This is a genomic window from Idiomarina piscisalsi (genome assembly GCF_002211765.1).
GTDB classification, from domain to species: Bacteria; Pseudomonadota; Gammaproteobacteria; order Enterobacterales; family Alteromonadaceae; genus Idiomarina; species Idiomarina piscisalsi_A.
Map to the genome: position 1 here is coordinate 661715 of NZ_CP022133.1, position 22275 is coordinate 683989.

The 22275-nt window shown below is 47.9% G+C and carries 23 protein-coding genes; 11 read left to right on the forward strand and 12 right to left on the reverse strand.

What is annotated here, in order from left to right:
- Window positions 1–25: 25 nt before the first annotated feature.
- The 4 genes from CEW91_RS03100 to mutY form a co-directional block, all read right to left on the reverse strand.
- The gene (locus CEW91_RS03100; RefSeq protein ID WP_088767632.1) at window positions 26–1279 is read right to left on the reverse strand and encodes a glutamate-5-semialdehyde dehydrogenase; all 1254 of its coding nucleotides are present in this window, start codon (window positions 1277–1279) and stop codon (window positions 26–28) included.
- Window positions 1276–2391, reverse strand: coding sequence for a glutamate 5-kinase (proB, locus tag CEW91_RS03105; RefSeq protein ID WP_088767633.1), 1116 nt, complete (start codon window positions 2389–2391; stop codon window positions 1276–1278). The genes CEW91_RS03100 and proB overlap by 4 nt, the downstream gene beginning before the upstream one ends.
- Before the next feature lie 176 nt (window positions 2392–2567).
- Entirely contained in the window at window positions 2568–2840 is a 273-nt protein-coding gene (locus tag CEW91_RS03110) for an oxidative damage protection protein (RefSeq protein WP_088767634.1), read from the reverse strand.
- Window positions 2841–2851: 11 nt separating this feature from the next.
- Window positions 2852–3892, reverse strand: a complete 1041-nt coding sequence (gene mutY / locus CEW91_RS03115) for an A/G-specific adenine glycosylase (RefSeq protein ID WP_088767635.1) — start codon at window positions 3890–3892, stop codon at window positions 2852–2854.
- Window positions 3893–4007: 115 nt separating this feature from the next.
- Here mutY and CEW91_RS03120 point away from each other — a divergent pair, with 115 nt between their 5' ends.
- Complete coding sequence (locus CEW91_RS03120; RefSeq protein ID WP_088767636.1) at window positions 4008–5096, forward strand: OmpA family protein; 1089 nt, start codon at window positions 4008–4010, stop codon at window positions 5094–5096.
- A gap of 111 nt (window positions 5097–5207) precedes the next feature.
- Entirely contained in the window at window positions 5208–5927 is a 720-nt protein-coding gene (trmB, locus tag CEW91_RS03125) for a tRNA (guanosine(46)-N7)-methyltransferase TrmB (RefSeq protein WP_088767637.1), read from the forward strand.
- A 21-nt stretch (window positions 5928–5948) separates the two neighbouring features.
- Here the strand turns inward: trmB and hemW are convergent, their stop codons facing one another.
- Window positions 5949–7103 carry a radical SAM family heme chaperone HemW gene (gene hemW, locus CEW91_RS03130; RefSeq protein ID WP_088767638.1) on the reverse strand — a complete coding sequence of 385 codons (1155 nt, stop codon included), beginning with the start codon at window positions 7101–7103 and terminating at the stop codon, window positions 5949–5951.
- Window positions 7103–7711, reverse strand: a complete 609-nt coding sequence (rdgB, locus tag CEW91_RS03135; protein ID WP_088767639.1) for an RdgB/HAM1 family non-canonical purine NTP pyrophosphatase — start codon at window positions 7709–7711, stop codon at window positions 7103–7105. Before rdgB ends, hemW begins: the two co-directional genes overlap by 1 nt.
- 126 nt (window positions 7712–7837) lie before the next feature.
- Here rdgB and CEW91_RS03140 point away from each other — a divergent pair, with 126 nt between their 5' ends.
- Complete coding sequence (locus CEW91_RS03140; RefSeq protein ID WP_088767640.1) at window positions 7838–9568, forward strand: potassium/proton antiporter; 1731 nt, start codon at window positions 7838–7840, stop codon at window positions 9566–9568.
- 9 nt (window positions 9569–9577) lie between these two features.
- On the opposite strand, the gene CEW91_RS03145 is transcribed toward CEW91_RS03140, so the two are convergent.
- The 4 genes from CEW91_RS03145 to CEW91_RS03160 are packed head-to-tail and all read right to left on the reverse strand — an operon-like array spanning window position 9578 to window position 12111.
- Window positions 9578–10003: a DUF4426 domain-containing protein gene (locus CEW91_RS03145; RefSeq protein ID WP_088767641.1), complete on the reverse strand. Its 426-nt coding sequence runs from the start codon at window positions 10001–10003 to the stop codon at window positions 9578–9580.
- A gap of 36 nt (window positions 10004–10039) precedes the next feature.
- Window positions 10040–10567 carry a YggT family protein gene (locus CEW91_RS03150; protein WP_088767642.1) on the reverse strand — a complete coding sequence of 176 codons (528 nt, stop codon included), beginning with the start codon at window positions 10565–10567 and terminating at the stop codon, window positions 10040–10042.
- Between the two features lie 9 nt (window positions 10568–10576).
- Window positions 10577–11401 (reverse strand): pyrroline-5-carboxylate reductase, encoded by an 825-nt coding sequence (proC, locus tag CEW91_RS03155; RefSeq protein ID WP_088767643.1) that lies wholly within the window; start codon window positions 11399–11401, stop codon window positions 10577–10579.
- A complete protein-coding gene (locus tag CEW91_RS03160; RefSeq protein ID WP_088767644.1) occupies window positions 11401–12111 on the reverse strand; it encodes a YggS family pyridoxal phosphate-dependent enzyme in 711 nt (236 codons plus the stop codon). Before CEW91_RS03160 ends, proC begins: the two co-directional genes overlap by 1 nt.
- Window positions 12112–12145: 34 nt before the next feature.
- Between CEW91_RS03160 and CEW91_RS03165 the strand changes: the two genes are divergently transcribed.
- From CEW91_RS03165 to tsaD, 3 genes are all read left to right on the forward strand, one after another.
- Complete coding sequence (locus CEW91_RS03165) at window positions 12146–13180, forward strand: type IV pilus twitching motility protein PilT (RefSeq protein WP_088767645.1); 1035 nt, start codon at window positions 12146–12148, stop codon at window positions 13178–13180.
- Between the two features lie 32 nt (window positions 13181–13212).
- Window positions 13213–14253 (forward strand): phosphodiesterase, encoded by a 1041-nt coding sequence (locus CEW91_RS03170; protein WP_088769341.1) that lies wholly within the window; start codon window positions 13213–13215, stop codon window positions 14251–14253.
- A 100-nt stretch (window positions 14254–14353) separates the two neighbouring features.
- Window positions 14354–15403: a tRNA (adenosine(37)-N6)-threonylcarbamoyltransferase complex transferase subunit TsaD gene (gene tsaD, locus CEW91_RS03175; RefSeq protein ID WP_088767646.1), complete on the forward strand. Its 1050-nt coding sequence runs from the start codon at window positions 14354–14356 to the stop codon at window positions 15401–15403.
- On the opposite strand, the gene plsY is transcribed toward tsaD, so the two are convergent.
- Window positions 15387–15977: a glycerol-3-phosphate 1-O-acyltransferase PlsY gene (plsY, locus tag CEW91_RS03180; protein WP_088767647.1), complete on the reverse strand. Its 591-nt coding sequence runs from the start codon at window positions 15975–15977 to the stop codon at window positions 15387–15389. The two genes, tsaD and plsY, sit on opposite strands and share 17 nt — an antisense overlap.
- 98 nt (window positions 15978–16075) lie before the next feature.
- Here plsY and folB point away from each other — a divergent pair, with 98 nt between their 5' ends.
- Window positions 16076–16459: a dihydroneopterin aldolase gene (gene folB, locus CEW91_RS03185; protein WP_058576106.1), complete on the forward strand. Its 384-nt coding sequence runs from the start codon at window positions 16076–16078 to the stop codon at window positions 16457–16459.
- Window positions 16460–16468: 9 nt separating this feature from the next.
- Window positions 16469–16978 carry a 2-amino-4-hydroxy-6-hydroxymethyldihydropteridine diphosphokinase gene (gene folK / locus CEW91_RS03190; protein WP_088767648.1) on the forward strand — a complete coding sequence of 170 codons (510 nt, stop codon included), beginning with the start codon at window positions 16469–16471 and terminating at the stop codon, window positions 16976–16978.
- Here folK and CEW91_RS03195 read toward each other — a convergent pair.
- Window positions 16962–18098 (reverse strand): multifunctional CCA tRNA nucleotidyl transferase/2'3'-cyclic phosphodiesterase/2'nucleotidase/phosphatase, encoded by a 1137-nt coding sequence (locus tag CEW91_RS03195; protein ID WP_088767649.1) that lies wholly within the window; start codon window positions 18096–18098, stop codon window positions 16962–16964. The two genes, folK and CEW91_RS03195, sit on opposite strands and share 17 nt — an antisense overlap.
- A gap of 117 nt (window positions 18099–18215) precedes the next feature.
- Here CEW91_RS03195 and CEW91_RS03200 point away from each other — a divergent pair, with 117 nt between their 5' ends.
- The 3 genes from CEW91_RS03200 to CEW91_RS03210 all read left to right on the forward strand — a co-directional run bounded on the left by CEW91_RS03200 (window position 18216) and on the right by CEW91_RS03210 (window position 22224).
- On the forward strand, window positions 18216–19622 hold the full coding sequence (locus CEW91_RS03200; RefSeq protein WP_088769342.1) for an ExeA family protein: 1407 nt from the start codon (window positions 18216–18218) through the stop codon (window positions 19620–19622).
- 2 nt (window positions 19623–19624) lie between these two features.
- A complete protein-coding gene (locus CEW91_RS03205; RefSeq protein ID WP_088767650.1) occupies window positions 19625–20329 on the forward strand; it encodes a general secretion pathway protein GspB in 705 nt (234 codons plus the stop codon).
- 110 nt (window positions 20330–20439) lie between these two features.
- Complete coding sequence (locus CEW91_RS03210; protein ID WP_088767651.1) at window positions 20440–22224, forward strand: acyl-CoA dehydrogenase C-terminal domain-containing protein; 1785 nt, start codon at window positions 20440–20442, stop codon at window positions 22222–22224.
- Window positions 22225–22275: the final 51 nt, after the last annotated feature.

The following is a 22275-nucleotide window of genomic DNA, read 5'->3' on the forward strand; positions in this document are numbered from 1 at the left end:
CCGGGCTTTCTTCTTTTATCAACGGTTATTCGCGAATTTGACCGTTACCGGTAACCACGAATTTTTCTGTTGTCAGCGCTTGTAAGCCCATTGGACCGTAAGCGTGAAGCTTACTGGTCGAAATACCAATTTCTGCGCCTAAACCAAGCTGACCACCGTCAGAGAAACGAGATGACGCGTTTGCCATAGTGACGGCTGAATCCACTTCACGGATGAAACGCTTCGCCGTGTCATCGTTCTCGGTAACAATGACTTCAGTGTGGCCACTACCAAACTGCTGAATGTGCTCCAACGCTGCGTCGAAATCATCGACGGTGCGAACGGCAATTTCCAGTGCCAGGTATTCTTCACCGAACTGGTCATCGCCAATTTCATCAGCACCATCAAAATAACCGACTGATCGTTTGTCCGCGTGAATAGTGACGTCTTTCTCACCTAATGCTTTAGCGGCCATAGGCAGGAATTTATCGGCGACGTCTTGATGCACCAACAGACCTTCAAGCGCGTTGCAAACACCAGTGCGCTGAGTCTTGCCATTAAGCAAAATAGCCAGTGCTTTATCCAGGTCAGCGTCTTTATCAACGTATAAGTGGCATACGCCTTTGTAGTGCTGAATGACTGGAATTTTACTGGTGTCGCTTACGTAGTGAATTAAGCCTTCACCACCGCGAGGAATCACTAGGTCAATGTAGTCTTTTTGCTGTAGCAGTTCGGTCATTAATTCGCGATCTGGCGTAGGCACTACGGTAATCACGTCTTTTGGTAAACCACTTTGTTCTAGCGCTTCGTGGAGAGCTTCGGCTATTGCCTTGCTGCTCTCAATAGCTTCGCGACCACAACGCAGTATAACAGCGTTACCAGATTTAAAGCACAGCGCACCAGCATCAGCGGTGACATTAGGGCGTGCTTCGTAAATCATGGCAATGACGCCCAATGGAATACGCATCTTTTCAATTTTTAAACCGTTAGGGCGTTCTTCCAGTAGGTAACTGTCGCCCACGGGATCTTTTAAGTTGATGATCTCTTCAATAGCGGAAGCCATGCCTTCGACACGCTCTGGAGTCAGTTCCAGACGATCCATCATGGCATCGCTCAAGCCTTTCTCTTTACCGGCGACCAAGTCTTTCTTATTCACTTCAATAATCTTGTCCTGGTGTGCACGGATAGCATCCGCCATTTTTTGCAGAACTTTGTTTTTGTCTGCTTCTGATAGCGTTGCTACGGCGCGTGCCGCCTTAGCAGCACGTTGTGAAATCTCTTTAGCTAATTGCTGGCTCATGAATCCTCCAAAATCATTAAATCGTCGCGGTGAATTACTTCTGTAATTGGGCTATAGCCAAATTGCTCAGCAATGTCTTCCGTCTGCTGTCCTTTAATGTGCATAAGCTCGTGAGAGCTATATTGGCAGATGCCTTTCGCTATAGCGTCTGTATCATTGGCACTGCGCACCAACACAGCATCTCCGCGATCAAAGTCACCTTGTACATCAACGATGCCTGAACTGAGTAACGACGCACCGTTTTCGATCAGCGCTTTTTCTGCGCCTTCGTCTACTAATATTTCGCCCTGTGCAACCAGGGTGTGTCTTAACCAATGCTTTTTATTACTAATTGGATCAGATTGGCGACGGAAAAGTGTTCCCGGAATTTCGCCTTGTAGTAAAGATTCGAAGGTTTCGCCTTTACCACCATTAACAATGTAAGTGTCGATACCATGCGATGTGGCCTTTTCTGCGGCCTCAATTTTCGTGCGCATACCACCGGTACCCACATCGCTCACTGAGCCGCCCGCTAATGAATAGATGCTTTCATCTATTTGCTCAACCACTGGTATTTTCTTCGCGTCAGGGTTGAGATTCGGGTCGGCGTCGTATAACCCATCAATGTCTGAGCAAATAAAGAGCGCATCAGCGTCGACAAGTGTAGCGACCATGGCGGACAGATTATCGTTGTCACCAACCTTCATTTCGTCAGTGGCGAGTGCGTCGTTTTCGTTTACCACTGGCAAAATGTTGTGTTCTAACAATCTATTGAGTGTGTTTTTGATGCTGACGTAACGAGCTCTGTCGCGTAAGTCACTATGCGTCATGAGTAGCTGAGCGCAGGGGAAATCAAAAAAGCGCGACCAGTACCCCATCATTTCATTTTGGCCAACCGCCGACATGGCTTTACGAACAGCGACAGGTACTTTTTTATGTTCGAAATGAATATGTTTGCGGCCGGCAGCAACACTACCAGAAGAAACTAAAACTACTTCTTGTCCGCGTTCATGACACTCGTTAATGAAACGAGCTATGGGTAATAAAAATTTGGTGCTAACCCCAGTTTCATCTGGCGCGATGAGCGCACTCCCCACTTTCAGTACGGCTCTTCGCCAGGATGGCGCTTTCATAAAGACTCCCTTTTGTTGAATTCGTTAGTAGTCTAACAGATTGCCCTAATGAGCTCCAGTAACGCCCATAAGTTATAACTATTGTCAATATATTAGAGAATCATAGAAACTGACAAGAAAAATAAAAAAGCCCCTTTGAAATAGGGGCTTAAAGGTAAGCATAGCAAGCATTAAAGTTAGCTTTCAGGTGGTGTATAGCCTTCAATATGAACGTCTTTATGCTCGAACAAAAAGTCAGTCATTTGTTTCTCTAAAAACTCTCTGTCGTTTGGATCCATCATATTCAAGCGTTTTTCATTAATCAGCATGGTTTGCTTTTTTTGCCACTCGGCCCAGGCTTCCTTTGAAATATGGTTGAAAATGCGCTCACCCAGCTCGCCGGGGTATAACTGAAAGTCCAGGCCCTCGGCGTCTTTTTGTAAATATTCGCAAAATACAGTACGGCTCATAATTCGCTCGCTTATTTGTTCAGTTCTTTAAGTAGTTTAACGGTTGGGGCGGCAAAGCCCAACTGCTGTTCCGAATCCAGACTAAACCACATAGACTGGCCAGACTCACTAACCCAACTTACTTTCTTAGAGAGATTAATGATGACTGGAAGACAGTCTAAATGAAAGTGGCTGAATGTGTGTCTAAATTCAGTCAGTGGTTTGCTCGACTCAGCAGCAACCCCCAGTTTGTCGAGAATACGTTCTACGTCGTTACTTGTTTGCGCCTGAGGGAAGCCCCAGAGTCCACCCCAAATACCTTGTTGCGGATTTTTTTGTAGCAAGACTTCGTTGCCGCATTTAATCATTAACAGCTGAGTCGTCTTTACCGGTTTTGTTTTTTTCGGCTTTTTGCCTGGGTAAAGCTCAATAGTATTGTTGGCAAATGCTTCGCAAGTTGCTGAGATAGGACAGCGGTGACACTCAGGTCTTGTTCGAGTACAGACAGTAGCCCCAATATCCATCATCGCTTGGTTATAGTTGTCGCACTCTTCCTCGGGGGTTAATTCATCACTGACTTCCCATAGACGCTTTTGCACCGATGCCTTTCCTGGCCAGCCGTCAATGGCAAAGTGTCTGGTCAGAACGCGTTTAACGTTACCGTCGAGAATGGGGGCGTATAGTCCGTGCCCCAAAGATAAAATAGCACCCGCTGTGGAGCGGCCTATTCCGGGTAACTCCTCGAGAGCTTCAACGGTCGTTGGAAACTGGCCGTTGAAGTCCTGACTGATAATTTGCGCGGCTTTATGCAAATTTCGAGCTCTGGCGTAGTAGCCAAGCCCAGTCCACAGGCTTAGTACATGATCTTGTTGGGCCTTTGCCAACGTATGAATGTCCGGAAAGTCATTCATAAACCGTTGAAAGTAAGGGATGACGGTCGTGACTTGAGTTTGCTGTAGCATAATTTCCGACACCCAAACTTTATAAGGCGTCTTACTTTGCTGCCATGGCAAATGCTTACGACCAAATTGGTGATACCACTTAAGGACTTTGCTACTAAAGGACTGAGTCAACTGTAAATCTCTGCAAATGGAAATGACTTATAAAAAAATTGTACTACGCTTTACATCATAAATAGTCTCTCATATTTAGAGCTGATTTGTTATTGCATCGAAAAGGAGATTTGCAATGAAAGCAGTAAACTTAATTACCCTATCTTTAATTGCTGCGGGCTTAACCGCACCAGTTTTTGCACAACAAACGCAAGCCGAAAAAGATGACTTCTATTTAGGCGCTCGTTTAGGTGCCTTTTCTGCCGATGAAGATCGAGTTGCGGTCGACAATAACCAACTGTTTTTCGTTGATGACGGCTTTAAAACCTTTACGTCAGGCATTGAAGCCGGCTACATGATGACAGAAGCTTGGGAAGCTCGTATTTATTACGACTACATGGAAGCTGATCTCGTTGGCGGCGGCGATGCCTATGGCGATAGCTATGGTGTCGATGCACTTTATCACTTTAATAACAACATCTACGCCGGTTTGGGTGTGAATAACACTGAAATCGGTGAGGTAACGGATGTTGCAGCGCGAGCGACAGTGGGTCATCGTAGCTTTATTAACGATAACCTGGCATGGCGTATTGAAGGTGGCGTCCAGCGTGGTTGGGAAGAAGACTATACTGAAATGTTTGCTAACATCGGCTTACAGTGGTTCTTTGGTGGTCGTGACGCAAGCCCTGAGCCGCGCCCAAGACCAGAACCACAAAAAGTGGCACCGGAACCAAAACCAGAACCGAAGCCAGTTGATTCAGATGGTGACGGTGTCATTGATGCAAATGACAAGTGTGCGAATACGCCAAAAGACTACTCGGTTGACGAAGATGGTTGCATCTTATACGAGAATGAAACCATTACCGAAGAGCTGTTGGTTGAGTTCGACCTGAACTCGTCAAAGATTCGTGATAATGCCTATGACGATATTGAAGAGATGGCGGAGTTCATGAAAGAGCATCCACAGCTGGATATCACTATTCATGGCCACACTGACAGTACCGGCAAAGCAGAATACAACCAGTGGTTGTCAGAGAAGCGGGCTAAGTCAGTTGCTGATGCATTAGTTAATCGCTATGGCATTGAGCGTAGCCGCGTAGATTCAAAAGGTCATGGTGAATCACAGCCGAAAGTACGTGAAAACAGTGCCGCTGACCGTCAGGCGAATCGTCGTATCGAAGCCGTCTTAAAAGTCGTCAACCGCGTACCGAAAGAGCGTAAATAGTACGTTGTATTGATAGGCTGAAACAGCGATAATATCGCACGAGATATCAACAGGCCTGATTATTCAGGCCTGTTTTTTTGGTGTTAGCTGTTATCAATGGTTTAGGTACGGATGAGTCATTTTAAAAGTGCGGAAGAAGCTGCTGCGGCAGGGAAGTATGTAAGAACTGTGCGTAGCTTTGTTAAGCGCGAGGGACGTTTAACAAAAGGTCAGGCGGGAGCCATAGAACGACAGTGGCCTAAAATGGGTCTGTCATTGGCCGGCGGAATGCTGAGTTTTAAGGACGTTTTTAACCGCGAAGCCCCTGTTACTCTGGAAATAGGTTTTGGCATGGGTCACTCGTTAGTTGCAATGGCTGAGACTGATCCTGAACGCAATTTTATTGGCATCGAAGTCCACGAACCTGGCGTTGGCGCGTGTTTAATGGCTGCTGAAGAAGCGGGATTGAGTAATTTGCGTGTTTTTCATGAAGACGCCGTAGAGGTTCTCAAGCAGTGTGTGCCTGACAAAAGCCTTAACTGTGTGCAGGTGTTCTTTCCTGACCCATGGCACAAAAAACGCCATCACAAACGCCGAATCATACAACCAGAGTTTGTTGAACTGCTTGTTCAGAAGCTAGAGTCTGGTGGCATTATTCATTTAGCAACAGATTGGGAAAACTACGCAGAACACATGCTAGAAGTGCTGAATGGTAGCAGTGCACTGACTAACTTATCCGCATCGGGTGACTACATTCCAAGACCTGATAGCCGACCGAAAACTAAATTTGAACGTCGCGGCGAAGGCAAAGGGCATGGCGTTTGGGACCTACAGTTTAAGGTCGCTGAATAATAAGAGAAAACGCTTCCCGAATTAGTCGAGAAGCGTATCTAAAACTGAGTTTAGAAAGCGGTGTCCTTTGGGTGTTAGTTCCCAGGTCGCCTCGTTTTCTGTTAAAAGTTCCAACTTCAGGGCTTTATCCAGTTGCTTCGATGCATGTGACGAAGGTAAGCCTGTCGTGTCCTCAAAACGTTGCTTAGAAACCGGCTCCATCAAGCGAAACTGGTTCATAAAGAACTCAAAGGTTACATCCTCTTTAGCCACTTCATTAAGTTTGTAGCGTAGTGGTTTGGTTAAATCGAGATAGCCTTTGGGGTGTTTAATTTTTTCGCAGCGAATGATGCGCTGTTCCTGTTCCAACGTTATCTTACTATGCGCGCCGCAGCCAATGCCCAGGTAGTCGCCGAACTGCCAGTAATTACGGTTATGGCGACTCTGGTGGTTGGGTTTAGAGTAAGCGCTAACTTCGTACTGCTTATAGCCGGCCGCCTCCAAAAGCTCATGCCCTTTTTGATAAATATCCCAGAGCGTCTCTTCATCCGGGAGTTGAGGAGGCGAGCTTGCAAACAAGGTATTCGGTTCAATGGTGAGCTGATACCAGGAAATATGCGGAGGGTTCAGGGCAATCACTTGTTTTAAGTCATCCATAGCGGCCTCTACGGACTGATCGGGGAGGCCGTGCATTAGGTCCAAATTGAAGCTTTTTAATGGCAGTTTTGATGCGTGTGCAGCTGCCTCGCGGGCCTGCTCAGGGTCATGTATGCGGCCTAACCGGGACAGCTGCTCTGATTGCAGGCTTTGCACACCAATCGACAAACGAGTGATGCCTGCTTTGACGAAGTCTGCAAACTTTTCTGTTTCAAAAGTTCCTGGATTAGCTTCCATGGTTATTTCGCAGTCATCCGTCAAGGCAAGCAATTGCCGAATGCCATCCATAAGTGACTGCATGGCGGCTCCACTGAACACGCTGGGTGTTCCGCCACCAATAAATATCGACGTAATCTCTCTTCCCTGTACCCAATCTAAATCGGCTCGTAAGTCATCGAGTAGTCGGGCTACGTACTCTCGCTCGGGAATTTCCCCCGACAGCTTGTGCGAATTGAAATCGCAATACGGACACTTTTGTATGCACCACGGGATATGAACGTAGAGGGACAGAGGCGGTAACTGGAGTTTAGGTGTGGACATTAACTGAATTGACTCAATAGCTGTTTTAACGCTTGACCACGATGGCTGAGCTTCTGTTTTACTGACGGCTCTAACTCAGCCGCTGAACACTTGTGCTGCTCAACCCAAAATATCGGGTCGTACCCGAAACCGTTGGTACCCTGTGGTGAGGTTAAAATGGAGCCGTGCCACATGCCATGGCAAATGAGCGGCGTCGGGTCTTCTGCGCTTTTCATATAAACCAACACACAATGGAATTGCGCTTGCCGGCCTTCGCTCGGTACGCTCGACAATGCCTCTAATAGCTTTTCGATGTTGTCACTATCCGATGCGTCTGCACCGGCGTATCGGGCAGAGTAAACGCCCGGGGCGCCGTTCAAGGCATCAACAGCCAGACCGGAGTCATCAGCAATGGCTGGAAGGCCAGTCTTTTCACACGCATGGCGAGCTTTAATGATGGCATTTTCGACAAAAGTAGTGCCGGTTTCTTCGGCCTCTTCAAACGACCAGTTCGACTGAGGCAATACTTGCCAGTCTGAGGTGTTCGCATTGCCAGCCAGCATTGCCTGTAATTCTTTGACTTTGCCTGGGTTTCCCGTTGCTAGTACGATTTCTTTTGCCGTTGCCATAATTAATACCTCACGCCTGTTCGGCGCACAGGATATCGGTTTTTGGCAGAATTTGAAATCTTCACAAAGAAAATGCGTAAAGCTGTTATGATGAAAAGAGAAAAGCGATAAAAAAGGAGCGGTTAGTTGGACTCTGCGAATACCCTAATTCTGCTGTGCGGTTTATTGTTGGTTGTTAGCATTTTGGCCGCGGTTTTATCGAATCGTTTAGGCGCTCCGGTACTTCTGACCTTCTTGTTGGTTGGAATGCTAGCCGGTGAGCAGGGTATTTTAGGTGTCGAATTCAATAATCCCGACATTGCCTTTTTTATTGGCTCGGCGGCATTGGTTATTATTCTTTTCGATGGCGGTATGCGAACTCACCCTGAGCGTTTTCGTGTGGCGCTCTGGCCGGCAATAAGTCTGGCAACCATAGGTGTGGCATTAACCTGTACTATTGTTGCTACGTCGGCCGTTTACTTCTTTAATCTGCCTTGGCCTGCTGCTTTATTGATGGGGGCCATTCTCAGTTCTACCGATGCCGCCGCGGTATTCGGTATTTTCCAGTCTCGTGGCCTGCAGATTAAAGAGCGGGTTGCTTCAACACTTGAAATAGAATCGGGCAGTAATGACCCAATGGCCGTCATCCTTACCTTAACGATGACGGCTGCGGTTGCCAGCGGAACCATGACCGAATGGCATTGGATGGCGCTGGATATTGTTTGGCAGCTTATTGGCGGGTTGGCTATTGGTTGGCTCGGAGGGCGGTTGTTTATTGTCGCTGCGCGAAAACTGCCATTAAGCTTTAGTTTTTTTCCGTTGCTGGCCATCGCCTGCGCTATTTCTATCTACGCAATAACCGCCAAAATTCAGGCGAGCGGCTTTTTAGCGGTCTATTTAATGGGATTTGTCATAGGTAATGCGCGCTTGCCTCAACTTGTGCATATTTTGCAGGTTCAGGATGGACTGGCCTGGTTAAGCCAAATAACCATGTTTTTGATACTGGGTTTGTTGGTTGTGCCATCTCATCTGGTTGCTAACGCACCTATTGCCATTGGTATCGCCGTGGCGCTTATCTTTATCGCCCGCCCGCTGGCGGTTATTGTGAGTTTGTTACCGTTCAGTTTCCCGTGGCGGGAACAGGTATTTATAAGTTGGGTCGGGCTTAGAGGGGCCGTGCCTATTATCCTGGCTTTGTTTCCATGGTTAAGTGGCGTGCCGAACCAGGAACTTTACTTTGATATCGCGTTCGTGGTCGTGATGATATCGCTGATTATTCAGGGGTGGACGATTGCACCGGTTGCGCGCTGGCTTGGGCTTGAAGTGCCATTAAAAGCGCAGCCTCAACAACGTATGCCGTTGTCATCGGTGCCAAGCTCTGAAGCTTTAGAGGTTTGGTTATACCGTATCGATAAAACGTCACCTGCTTGTGACCACACCTGGAAAGAGCTCAAGCTGACAGCACCAGCCACTTTTGTCGGATTAATTCGAGAGGGTGAATGGCTGCAACCTGAAACTCAACCAACAGTCGAAGAGGGCGACGGCTTACTGGTGGCAGCAACGGTGAAAGACATTGATGAAGTCAGCCGGATACTTGCATCAGGTGGTAAAGGCTTGAAAGTGAATGAAAAAGACTTCTTTGGTGACTTCACGCTACGGGGTGACCTGACACTGGCTGATGTGGGTAGCTTTTACCCCTTAGGCAACCTTGATGAGAGCTTGCTAAGTACGACTATCGCAGATTACTTTTCCCAGAAGTTTCACCGCCGGGTCGTTATTGGTGACAAAGTGAAATTGGGCGATGTGGTGTTAACCGTCAGAAGTGTGAGTGAAACCGGCGATATTCAATCCATAGGTGTAAAGCCGGTTAACAACTAAACCGGTAAGTCAGTCGTTTAACCAAAACTCCTGGTTAAATTTTAAAGTTTGCTCATCACCAATAGTAATAGTGAAACGCAAGGTTTCTGCGTTGGTGTAGTCAAATTGCGCGATATAGTATACGGCTTCAGACTCTGTAATTTTTTGGAAATCCAGTGTTTGAACTTGACCAAGAGGGTTCACGACTTGACCGGTAACGCCCGGTGCCTGTGGTGCTTGTGTGTTTTTGTCCAACACAGCTATGTTCAAAACACCTTTAGAAGCACTGCGGGTAATATTGTAGGTAGTGGCCACTTTAGGCGCTAAAAATGTGGAAGTAAAAGCACTGTAATGAACCTCCCAGTCACCCAGCGTTTGTTTCTGCTCGGCGTTTGCTGAGCCAGAAAAACACGCCAATAATGCGACGCTGATTGCAAATAGAGTACTTTTCAACATAACTTTTACTCCCACTTTATACGTTAGCCACTAAGCCTAGACGCCAATTAGAATGCGCAGGAACTGCAACGCAATAATGGCGACAAGCACCGATAAGTCGAGACCACCCAGTGGCGGTATGACCTTGCGAATAGGCGCTAAAACTGGCTCAGTGATTTGGTGCAACATGGCTTCTACCGGGTTGTAGCCCTGCGAGAACCAGCTCAAAATGGCCCGAATAATCAGCACCCAGAACAACATCGACAGGAAGCTACTGATGGTTGCCAGAACGCCTTGAATGACAATAACCAAAGCGCCTGCGGCGAGACCGTTTAACCACACCAGTGCCGCGATTTTTAGAACACCTAATGCTAAAGCCAGCAGTAAGCTCGCGGTATCCAACGAACCCACACTGGGCATAAAGCTGCGCAGCGGGCCGACAATCGGTTGTGTCGCTTTATAGACGAATTGACTGACCGGGTTATAAAAGTCCGCTTTGGTCAGTTGCATCCAAAGCCGTAACAAAACAATGATCAGATAAAGATCAATGAGTGTTGCGACTAAAAACGTAAGCGCGTTATTCATTACTGGCTCCTAGAAGAGTTTCGCCATTTCCTGATTACGGTTAACAGCGGCTTTGACCGCTTTGTCCGAAATGCCGTGTAAGTCAGACTCTTGGTAGGCTTCCACTCCTTTTGCAGTAGAGCCTCCTTTGCTGGTCACCTGTTTGCGCAAGTCTTCCAGCGACAAGTCGCTTTCTTTCGCCATTTGTGCGGCACCTAAACAGGTTTGTTGTACCATTTCGCGAGCTTTGGCGGCATCAAAGCCAAGTGCCGTGGCCGCTTTTGCCAAGCTGTCCATAAACTCGAAGAAATACGCTGGACCACTACCGGCAACCGCACCCAGAATATCGAGCTGATCTTCGTCGGAAACCCACAAGGTTTCACCAACACCGTTGAACGCTTCAGTGACAAAGTCTTTGTCTGCCTGATCGACTGAGTCGTCAGTGACTAATCCCGACATGCCCTGACCTACGAGAGATGGCGTATTTGGCATGACGCGAATAATACGAATGCGCTCGCCTAAATACTCGCGGTATTTTGGAATACGAATGCCTGCTGCAATCGTAATAATGAGTTTATCGCTTAAGTTACTGACGTTTTCACGTAAGTGAGTGCACACCTCTGACATTAATTGCGGCTTCACGGCCAATACAATCGCATCGGCCTTTTCGACCACTTCCAGGTTGTCATTGCTGGTATTAACGCCCAGCTCCGATTTCATTTTCTCAAGCTTTGCGTCACTTGGGTTACTGACCCAGACTTTGTCAGCAGGGTAACCGCTTTTACACATACCACCGACAATACTTTGTGTCATATTACCGGCACCAATAAACGCAATGTTGCGAATGTCTTTCATTATGACTCCCGTTGTCCAAAAATTGCTGTTCCAATACGTACCATATTAGCACCCTCGAGCACGGCTTGTCGCATATCGCCGCTCATTCCCATCGAGAGAGTGTCAATTTGCTCGCCATACACCGCTTGCAGTTGTTGGTATAGCTGGCGCATTTTCGCGAAACTTTCTTTCCGTTCCTGCTCTGATGTTCCCGCTTTTAAAATAGTCATTAAGCCCCTGAGCTTCAGGTTTTCGCAGTTACTGACGAAGCGAGCCAAGGCTTCTACATCATTTGGTGATAACCCTGACTTATTGTCGTCGTCATCAATATTTACTTGCAGCAACACGTTCAACGGATCGCTATCGGTCGGTCGCTGATCGTTCAGGCGACGCGCAATTTTTTCTCTTTCAATGCTTTGCACCCAGTCAAAATGCTCGGCAACGTCTTTTGTTTTATTGGACTGTAATGGACCAATAAAATGCCATTGCAAGTGGTTAAAACCTTCAGCCCGCAATTGCTGAATCTTAGCGACACCTTCCTGTACGTAGTTTTCACCAAAGTGTATTTGCCCCGCGTCAGCTGCGGCTTTAATGGCATCAATGGAATGCTTTTTGCTGACAGCCAGCAATTGGACTGGTTGTTGGTCGTCAGATTCCTCGCTTAATATCTTTAATTGCTGACGGAGGTTAACAAGGTTATTTTGTATTTTTTCTGATACCTTAATAGTCATAGCAATCGTCATCTCATTGATTCAGGGACAGGATATGAATGTTAGCGAATTACTCGCCTTTAGTGTGAAACAAAACGCTTCCGACTTACATTTGTCGTCAGGAAGTCCGCCTATGATAAGAGTGGATGGGGACATTCGCCCTTTAAATCAACCCAAGCATTCGGCTGAAGAGTTGAAAAGCGATTTATTTGCGATAATGACCGAGTCGCAGCAGGAAGAGTTTAACTCGCGCTTTGAATGTGACTTCTCCTTTGAAATAGACGGTGTTGCGCGTTTTCGTGCCAATGTTTTTACCCAGCGAAAAGGCATTGCCGCTGCGTTTCGGATGATCCCAAATGAAGTCACAACGCTGGATGAATTGGAAGCTCCGGCTAGCTTTAAGGACATTATTGATGCGCCCCGCGGTTTGGTGTTAGTAACCGGACCAACCGGCTCTGGTAAATCAACAACCTTAGCGGCGATGGTGAATCATATTAACCAGACCCGTTCGCAGCATATTTTAACCATTGAAGACCCTATTGAGTTTGTGCATGACAACCAGAAAAGTTTGGTGAGTCAGCGAGAAGTGCATCGCGATACCCGAAGCTTTAGTGCGGCGTTGCGCTCGGCTTTGCGGGAAGACCCGGATGTGATTTTGGTGGGCGAAATGCGCGATCTCGAAACCATTCGTTTGGCAATGACTGCCGCTGAAACCGGACACCTAGTGTTAGGCACGCTGCATACAACGTCAGCACCAAAAACTATAGACCGCATTATTGATGTATTCCCGGGCGACGACAAACCGATGATTCGCTCAATGTTGTCGGAGTCTTTGCGGGCGGTTATCTCACAAACCTTGTTGAAACGCGTTGGCGGTGGCCGAGTCGCAGCGCATGAAATTATGGTATCGACGCCAGCCATTAAAAACCTGATTCGCGAAGACAAAGTGGCGCAAATGTACTCAGCCATTCAAACCGGTGCTGAAAAGGGTATGCAAACTTTGGATCAAGCCCTCAAGAAATTGGTGTCACGTGGCGATATAGACGCAGAGGAGGCGCGTCGCTGCGCTGCAAATAAAGAGGACTTCTGATGCGTTGTTGCCGACTGTTGAACACTCAATCGATGATTACCCAGCTAATACTGGGCGTTTCACTGTTGTTCTTTGCCGCAGCAAGCCAGGCTCAGCAGAGCACTCGTGTGGCTTTTGGTTGTTGTATGGACCACAGCAGTCGGCAAGAAGTTTGGGATGCGGTAAATCATGCGCAGCCAGAGGTTTTCGTGTTTCTCGGTAATACATTAGATGTTGAAGCGGATGACATGGATGACTTGCTTGATGCTTATGACGTCTTTAACCGTTTCCGCGGGCCCCGAGTGCTGAGACGTGGATCGGCAGTGATGTCTGTTTGGAATAAAACCGACTACAGCATTGATGGGCATGCGGGTAAAAATAATCCTCAACGTTACGCCGTGCGCAACCACTTTTTGACCTTTTGGCGGGAGCCGGCAACCTCTGAGCGACTGTTTCAGGAACATGGTATTGCGAAAAGCGTTATTTTTGGCAATGAGCCGCAGCGGGTGCAGGTTATTTTACTCGATGGTCGCTGGAACCGTGATGAGTTAGAACAGGTCGGTTGGATGGAACGACAAACGCGTCGCTTCAACGCTGGCTTGGGACTTTATCAGCCGAATCGAGCGGGCGACTTGCTTGGCAATAAGCAATGGCAATGGTTAAAAGAGCAGCTACAAAAGCCTGCTGAAGTGAGAATTTTATTCAGCGCGACGCCAATATTAGCACCGGCTAACGGCTATGATAGCTGGTCAATGTTTCCTAAAGAGCAGGACAGATTGAAGTCTGTTCTGCAAGAGTTGCAGCCGTCGGGACTCATCCTCGGTGTTGGTGATCGCTTGTTTGGCGAGTTTTCAAAAGCTGATGATTATTTGCCGTACCCGCTTTGGCAGGTCACCGCAGGCAGCATTAATTTAGGGAGCGACACTCCTTATTCGTCCGTATACAGAGACGGACAAGCTTATGAAGACAGTCGTTATGGTCAAATAGAGGTGATTTGGAAAGAGCAGCCGGAACTGGTTTTAACACTCCGTGACGTTGATGGCCGGCCGCTCGATAGCCGTCGCTTACCCCTTAGTGAACTGCAGGCAAACTAGGGAGTAAAGTGGCATAACTTTTTGACTCTGGCGAGTCACAGCCGCAAAAATCAGGTAAAATACCGAGAATTGTCGGTAAAAAGCATCATCGGTGAGCAGTATGCGGGTATTAGGTATAGAAACGTCTTGTGATGAAACAGGTATTGCGGTGTATGACACTGAAAAAGGGCTGCTGGCTCATCAGTTATACTCGCAAGTAAAGCTGCATGCTGACTACGGTGGCGTGGTGCCTGAGCTGGCGTCGCGAGATCACGTACGTAAAACCTTGCCGTTGGTGAAAGCCGCACTGCAGGAAGCGGGTATAACACCGAAAGATTTGGACGGTGTGGCTTATACTAAAGGCCCCGGCCTAGTCGGTGCGTTGTTAGTCGGCTCCTGCATAGGCCGAAGCCTGGCATTTGGATGGGGGCTTCCGGCGGTTGGTGTACACCATATGGAAGGCCATTTGTTGGCGCCTATGTTGGAAGACGATCAACCCGAATTTCCGTTTGTCGCCTTATTAGTATCAGGCGGACACACGCAACTGGTTCAGGTCAAAGGTATTGGTGATTATGAGTTGCTGGGCGAGTCTGTCGATGACGCTGCTGGAGAAGCCTTTGATAAAACCGCCAAACTGATGGGTCTTGATTACCCTGGCGGACCCAGACTTGCAGCACTGGCTGAAAAAGGTGTGAGTGATCGCTTCACGTTCCCAAGACCGATGACAGACCGTCCCGGTTTAAACTTTTCATTCAGTGGTTTAAAAACCTTTGCTGCCAATACATTAGCGGCGAATGACAACAGCGAACAAACACTGGCGGATATTGCCCGGGCGTTTGAGGATGCGGTTGTTGATACCTTACTTATTAAATGCCGTCGTGCGTTAAAGCAAACGGGCTATAAGCGACTGGTCATAGCTGGTGGAGTAAGTGCTAACAAACACCTAAGAGCTGAGCTTGAGGCGTTAATGAAAAAACTAAACGGTCGCGTGTTTTATCCTCGCACTGAATTTTGCACTGACAATGGTGCCATGATTGCGCTTGCCGGTGCTTTACGTTTGCAGGCGGGAGAGCTTGAAACACTGAGCGTTAAGACGTATCCGCGCTGGCCAATGACCGACTTAGAACCGATGCAGGAGACCAAACCAACAGCGGCTACTGACGGCGTTTAAAACCTTTTTCCTGACCAGAAGTCAGGCGCACGATATTTGACTGATGTCGCCACAAAATTAACAGAGAAATCATAATAACCGGCACAGTGTATTGCGGTTTTATCCAATACGCATAAAAAGGCGCCAGACAGACAGTCACTAATGCAGCAAGCGAAGAGACTTTGCTTATTTTAAAGACCACTAGCCAGGTCGCAATAAGCAGCAGTGCCATTTCCCAGGCAACCGGAAACATGGCGCCTAATGCAGTAGCGACAGCTTTGCCACCGCGAAAGTGAAAATACAACGGGAAAATATGGCCCAGACAGGCTGCCACCGCTATTAGCCCTAAGAAAAAGGGCTCTATACCTAAAAAGTATGAGCCCCAAACCGGCACCATGCCTTTTAATACATCAAACCAGAGTGTGAGCAAGGCAGGAATTTTCCCACCAACCCGATAAACATTAGTCGCGCCCGGGTTTCCGGAGCCTTCTTTACGAGGGTCAGGCAAACCCCATAGTTTACAGATAAGCACAGCGCTACTGATAGAGCCTAAGAGGTAGGCTGTTAGAATCATCAGTATGGTTAACGCTGTCATAGGGTACGAATCCCTCTTTTGTTAGGGTAGACTGCGGTTTAAAATTCAGGTTTATAGAATAAGCGGTTTTTTCCGCAATTACTATGGGGTGAGTGAAAATGGAACAAGCGGATATCGATGTGGTTAGCATTGAAGGCCTCAGCGTCGACACCATTATAGGCGTGTATGACTGGGAGAAAGAGAAGAAGCAAACACTCACTTTAGATATTCAAATGAGCTGGGATAACCAAACCGCCGCGAAGTCCGATGACTTGAACGACGCTTTGGATTACGCCTTAGTCAGTGAAAAAGTGACTCAATGGGTTGCTGAAAAGCCGCGTCAGTTAATTGAAACGGTAGCCGAAGGCGTTGCCAGCTTAATTCTCAATGAATTTGGCGTGCAGAATGTCGAAGTAAAAGTGTCGAAGCCCGGTGCTGTTCCTAACGCTGCGAATGTTGCAGTGACGGTTCGTCGCAGTGTTTTCGACAGTCCGTTCGGATAAGGGGTTAGTGTGGCAGTTGTCTTTTTGGGACTCGGCTCTAATATCGATAAAGAGCAGCATATTTTGTCCGGTTTAAGGGCATTAGCCGATAGCTTTACTTATCAACGGCGCTCTCGTGTTTTTTTGAGCGAGGCGGTAGGTTTTAAGGGTAGTGACTTTTACAACCTTGTCGTGGAAGTCACGACCCAGCTGCCGGTAGAAAAGGTATTAGAGCACTGCAAGCGCATTGAGCAAGAGAATGGGCGCAAGCCCGATAGCGCGAAGTACAGCCCGCGATCGTTAGACATTGACGTGTTACTTTACGATGACATGGTGCGAGAAAAAGCACCACAGCTGCCGCGCCACGAAATAATTGAGAATGCGTTTGTGCTTTGGCCTTTGGCGGAAATAGCCGAAAACAGACAGCACCCGGTTTTGAAGAAAACTTACGGCGCAATGTGGCGCCAATATTGCGAACAGCCTGAACAGCAAAATTTAACTCCGCTGGAAAATACGGACTGGCTTAAAGAGTTTGCCTAAGTTCGTTAGCCAGTGTTTCCAGTCGCTTTTCTTTAATGGCAAGCCCAAGCTGCTTACCTGTATAACCTTTATCAATCAGTGACTGCGGGCTTACTTCAGCAGCTTTTAACGCGGCTTGTGTTAGCTGACGGCTTTGATCAGCGATGTTTTCAGAAAACTCTGTGTGTTCATGTTCTAACTCACGCAATAACAGCAACTGTTGCAGCTTTTCAGGGCGGCGCCAGTAGTCAATAGACTGCAATGTTTCAGCAAATTGCCCGGCGGTTGGCAACGTCTCTGAAAGAATGATGTCACTATTTCGCTCGGCAAGTATAGCGGCATCGCGGTATTCATTCGGTATCGCCAGAACCTTGCAAAAGTGGGGGATATCCTCAACAGGCGAGTTGGCAATAAACAAACTCGCAAAAACAAGCGGTTTAGTCAGCTTAGGTTCAGCAATGCGGAATTGAGCGGCATTGCGCAGGCGATCCAAATTACTGCTCTTAGCATTGAACTGTTTAAGTACCTGTTTTAGCCCGTCAATATCAACCAAAGTACTCAGAAACACGTCCGGATTGCGTGTGCTTAATGACTTTTCCCACTCCAGCCAGACGCGCTCTGGTGTCAATGCACCGAGCTCGCCAGAGTGAGCTATCTTGGCCAGTAGCTCATGGGTTTCATCGGCAATGGTGAAGCCTAAATGCTTAAAACGCGCGGCAAAGCGGGCAACGCGAAGTACTCTTAACGGATCTTCCTCGAACGCTGGTGACACGTGGCGTAGCGTTTTCTGTTCAATATCATGCTGACCGCCATAGGGATCGATCAGCTGGCCTTGCTCGTCTTCGGCTATGGCATTTATGGTAAGGTCACGACGAACCAAATCGTCTTCTAAAGTGACATCCGGTGAAGCGAATACATCAAAGCCTTTGTAGCCTTTGCCATTTTTACGCTCAGTGCGGGCGAGAGCGTACTCTTCTCGGGTCAGCGGGTGCAAAAATACAGGGAAGTCTTTTCCCACTTGCTGGAAGCCCTGATCGAGCATTTGTTGTGGCGTTGCGCCAACAACGACCCAGTCGCGCTCGTGAACGTCCAGTCCCAGTAATTTATCGCGAACGGCACCGCCGACTAAATAGGTCTGCACTCATGACTCCCGGTTAAACTTAATTCTTAGTGAAAGTGATCATCGCTAATCACTGGTGGATGTGCAAGCAAGTCGTTACACTGTTGGTTAAATAATAATAAATTGCGTACAACGCTTATGTATCAGAACTATTTTGGCTTGCAGGCAGAGCCTTTCTCTATAGCGCCGGATCCTAATTACCTTTACCTGAGTGAACGTCATCAGGAGGCGTTAGCGCATTTAACCCAAGGCTTGCAGGGCAGTGGTGGCTTTATTCTTTTAACGGGTGAGGTCGGCACGGGCAAAACAACGGTGTCACGGGCGCTCATCGAGCAGTTACCGGAGTCAACGGAAACCGCTTTTATTCTGAATCCGATGCTGAATGAGGACGAACTGCTGGCCAGCTTGTGTGACGAGTTTGGGATTCGTTACCAAAAGCGCTCAGCAACACGGAAAGTTCTGACGGATAAGCTCAGCCAGTTTTTGTTAAAAGCCAATGAAGACGGTCGGCAATGTGTGGTGCTTATTGACGAGGCGCAGCACTTAAGACCGCAGGTGTTAGAACAATTGCGGCTGCTAACCAACCTGGAAACACACAATAAAAAGCTATTACGCGTTATTCTCATTGGGCAGCCTGAGCTTCAGGATTTGTTACGTCGTCAGGAGTTAAGGCAGCTAGCTCAGCGAATTACCGCGCGTTATCATTTATTACCGCTGACTGAACAAGATACACAGCGTTATATTGCTTATCGGCTGCAAGTCGCAGGCGCAAACCGGCCATTGTTTACGGCGGCCGCAGCAAAAAGGGCACATCAGCTGACACAAGGTATTCCACGGCTTCTAAACCTTTATTGTGACCGGGCTTTGCTGGCTGCATACACCGACTCGTCACCAGAGGTAAAGCCGACGCATTTAAATCAGGCGGCTGTCGAGCTTGACTGTCCCTCTCGAAAAGTCAGTAGGAATAATACAAAATGGCTCTCAATTATGGGGAGTATTTTGCTTTTCACCGTGGCTGCGTTAGCAACCTTCTGGTATTCAACACCCTCGAATGAGCCGTTGAAAGTAAAGAATGACTATCTTTCTGCAAAGGCGCTAGCTGCAACTTGGGGGCTTCCTGAGCCGTCGCTGTCAGAGCCGTTTTGCCAGTGGGTTGAGCAGTATGACTTAGCTTGCGCAAAACTGAACCAGACCCTTCAACAGCTACAAGCCATTAACTATCCGGCGCTGTTGTATCGGAAGAACGCCGCGCCTTTGCTGATGGAAAGTCGAACATCCGCAACAATCGCGGGTTGGACTGGTGAGTTTTTGCTGTTGTATCAGCAAGTGCCTGTGTCTAACGAGAACGATTTGGAAGATTGGGTCAAACAACAGCTAAAAAGGCATTTACCGGAGGAGCTTCACAAGGAAAGTTCGACTCGGCAACTAAGAGCACTTCAGGTGAATAACGGTTTAAGAGTCACGGGAGAGTTAGACGCCGCAACGATGGCATGGCTTTCGTCCAGATCGAGCGACTTTGGCCCAAGACTGACGAGAGGTGAATAGGTATGTCCTCATTACTAAAAGCGTTAAAGCAACAACAGTCACCTCTGCTTAAAAATCGTAGTGTGCTGGACAGCTCCCTCATTGCGCAGGACCGTCCAGCTAAAAACAATCTATGGTTAGTCTGGCCGCTGGCGCTGATTTTGGGGAGTGCGTTGGGGTATGGTATTGCTTATTGGTCGGGTGCTGAGGTGGTGGATGAAGCGACTGTTAATCCAGACTTTGCATGGGGTGAAACGGCCGTGGTGCCGGCAATCAGCTGGGAAGCGATAGACGACTCGCCCGCAGAGCCGCAGGTTACAACCAGTACAAACGAGCCTGTTCAGCCCCAACAATCGTCAGAACTGGCTCAGCAAAGGCAGCGTCAGCGTGAAGCCTTAGATTTGTCCAGTGTCTCACCTGAACTTCTGAACCGCTTTCAGGAGGCAGTCGAGCAAACGGGAGGTGAGACAGAGCAACGTATCAGCGTGGTGCCGTCATTGTCTGACTTATCTCCGACATTTCAGCAGCGAGTACCGGAATTTAGCTACGACAGCCACATGTATCGAAGCAGCTCGAGCCAGCGCTGGATTGAGCTGAATGGTCAGCGACTGTACGAAGGTGACAGCTATCAAAGTTTGAACGTGATTCGTATTGAGCCGCATCAGGTGGTGTTGGCATTAGATTCAAACGCCTTTTCTCACCCGGCTTTAGAAGACTGGAAACGATAGAAATTATTGACATCCCGCAATGGGATTCATACTCTTGTGCGATACAGTTTAAACAGGCGTTTAAATTAGTGGTTTAAATTTCCTGTTTGTGGGAACAAGAGGTAAATAATATGGCAGATTACAGAGCACCGCGTGATGATATGGATTTTGTCCTGCATGACGTATTTAACGTAGCCGCTGACTGGGAGAAAGCTCCTGAACTGGCGGAAATGATGGATGTAGAAACGGCCGGAGCCATTCTTGATGAAGGTGCTAAAGTTGCTGAAAACTTAGTCGCTCCGCTGGCACGTGAAGCTGACGAAGAAGGTGTTAAGTTTGAAGACGGCGCAGTGACAACTCCGAAAGGTTACAAAGAGAACTTTCGTCAGCTGGCTGAAGGTGGCTGGGTTGGTGTTACTGCAAACCCTGAATTTGGCGGTATGGGCTTGCCTAAGTCGTTATCGGCGCAGTATGAAGAAATGCTGTGCAGTGCGGATATTGCGTTTTCTTTGTATCCGGGCCTGACTTCGGGGGCAATTATGGCGATTGACTCTCACGGCAGTGACGAGCTGAAAAACCATTACTTACCCCGCATGGTGTCAGGAGAGTGGACTGGCACTATGTGTCTGACTGAGCCACACGCCGGAACGGATCTCGGTATTATTAAAAGCAAAGCCATCCCATCGGAAGATGGCAGCTTTGAGATTAGCGGTACGAAAATTTTTATCACCGGTGGTGAGCATGACCTGGTGGACAATATCGTTCATTTGGTTTTGGCGAAGTTGCCTGACGCGCCTGCTGGCACGAAAGGTATTTCACTGTTTGTGGTGCCTAAATTCTTGTCTGATAGCGAAGGCAATTTAACCGAGCGCAATGCGGTTAGTTGTGGGTCTATTGAGCACAAAATGGGGATTCACGGTTCAGCAACCTGTGTGATGAACTTTGACGGCGCGAAAGGCTGGTTGGTTGGCGAACCGCATCGTGGTTTGCCCGCCATGTTTACGATGATGAATTACGAACGTCTGGGCGTTGGTATTCAGGGGCTAGGTGCGGCAGAACGATCTTACCAAAATGCGTTGGAGTACGCGAAAGATCGTATTCAGGGACGCGGTGCTAAAGCAACTCGCAATGACAATGCAGAAGCGGATTCTATTTTAGTCCACGGTGATGTACGCCGTATGCTGCTGACTATGAAAGCATTGACCGAAGGTGGTCGTGCGTTCTCGACTTGGGTTGGTCAGCAGTTAGACCGTTCAAAATACTCTCAAGACGACGCCGTTCGTCAAAAAGCCGATGCCATGGTTGCATTATTGACGCCGGTTGCTAAAGCGTTTTTAACCGATACCGGGCTGGAGTCAACCATTCACGGTCAACAGGTGTTTGGCGGTCACGGCTATGTGCGCGAATGGGGACAAGAACAGTTGGTTCGCGATACCCGTATTGCACAAATTTATGAAGGCACTAACGGCATTCAGGCACTGGATTTGTTAGGTCGCAAAGTTGGTGGTTCGCGTGGTGAGTTGCTGAAACCGTTTATCGAGGAAATAGCAACGTTCTTGCAAGGTATTTCAGGTAACAGTAACTGGAGCGGAGAGGTAAGCACACTGCAACAGTCGCTTCAGGATTTGACCCGCATCAGCGAAGAGTTACTTCAAAAAGCGGCTACCGATGAGAACTTGGTAAACAGTGTAGCGGTAGAATATTTGCACTTGGTGGGATATATTTCCTACGGTTATATGTGGTTACGAATGGCCGTTGCAGCTGAAGAAAAACAAGCGGAAAAGCCGTATTTGGCATCGAAAATTAAGACAGCTCGTTTTTACTTTGCTCGCATTATGCCTCGTACTCACGCATTATTGGGTGCAATTAAGGACGGTAGCGAGAGTTTATATTTACATGACGACGAACAATTCTGAAACGCTTCAGTTTTATCGTGATAGCCGCCGCCCCAAGCCTGGGGCGGCTTT

Bases quoted from the DNA above. Each gene is read 5' to 3' on its own strand.
- CEW91_RS03100 (WP_088767632.1), bottom strand. From the start codon at position 1,279: ATGAGCCAGCAATTAGCTAAAGAGATTTCACAACGTGCTGCTAAGGCG.
- proB (WP_088767633.1), bottom strand. From the start codon at position 2,391: ATGAAAGCGCCATCCTGGCGAAGAGCCGTACTGAAAGTGGGGAGTGCG.
- CEW91_RS03110 (WP_088767634.1), bottom strand. From the start codon at position 2,840: ATGAGCCGTACTGTATTTTGCGAATATTTACAAAAAGACGCCGAGGGC.
- CEW91_RS03120 (WP_088767636.1), top strand. From the start codon at position 4,008: ATGAAAGCAGTAAACTTAATTACCCTATCTTTAATTGCTGCGGGCTTA.
- trmB (WP_088767637.1), top strand. From the start codon at position 5,208: ATGAGTCATTTTAAAAGTGCGGAAGAAGCTGCTGCGGCAGGGAAGTAT.
- hemW (WP_088767638.1), bottom strand. From the start codon at position 7,103: ATGTCCACACCTAAACTCCAGTTACCGCCTCTGTCCCTCTACGTTCAT.
- rdgB (WP_088767639.1), bottom strand. From the start codon at position 7,711: ATGGCAACGGCAAAAGAAATCGTACTAGCAACGGGAAACCCAGGCAAA.
- CEW91_RS03145 (WP_088767641.1), bottom strand. From the start codon at position 10,003: ATGTTGAAAAGTACTCTATTTGCAATCAGCGTCGCATTATTGGCGTGT.
- CEW91_RS03150 (WP_088767642.1), bottom strand. From the start codon at position 10,567: ATGAATAACGCGCTTACGTTTTTAGTCGCAACACTCATTGATCTTTAT.
- proC (WP_088767643.1), bottom strand. From the start codon at position 11,401: ATGAAAGACATTCGCAACATTGCGTTTATTGGTGCCGGTAATATGACA.
- CEW91_RS03160 (WP_088767644.1), bottom strand. From the start codon at position 12,111: ATGACTATTAAGGTATCAGAAAAAATACAAAATAACCTTGTTAACCTC.
- CEW91_RS03165 (WP_088767645.1), top strand. From the start codon at position 12,146: ATGAATGTTAGCGAATTACTCGCCTTTAGTGTGAAACAAAACGCTTCC.
- CEW91_RS03170 (WP_088769341.1), top strand. From the start codon at position 13,213: ATGATTACCCAGCTAATACTGGGCGTTTCACTGTTGTTCTTTGCCGCA.
- tsaD (WP_088767646.1), top strand. From the start codon at position 14,354: ATGCGGGTATTAGGTATAGAAACGTCTTGTGATGAAACAGGTATTGCG.
- plsY (WP_088767647.1), bottom strand. From the start codon at position 15,977: ATGACAGCGTTAACCATACTGATGATTCTAACAGCCTACCTCTTAGGC.
- folB (WP_058576106.1), top strand. From the start codon at position 16,076: ATGGAACAAGCGGATATCGATGTGGTTAGCATTGAAGGCCTCAGCGTC.
- CEW91_RS03200 (WP_088769342.1), top strand. From the start codon at position 18,216: ATGTATCAGAACTATTTTGGCTTGCAGGCAGAGCCTTTCTCTATAGCG.
- CEW91_RS03205 (WP_088767650.1), top strand. From the start codon at position 19,625: ATGTCCTCATTACTAAAAGCGTTAAAGCAACAACAGTCACCTCTGCTT.
- CEW91_RS03210 (WP_088767651.1), top strand. From the start codon at position 20,440: ATGGCAGATTACAGAGCACCGCGTGATGATATGGATTTTGTCCTGCAT.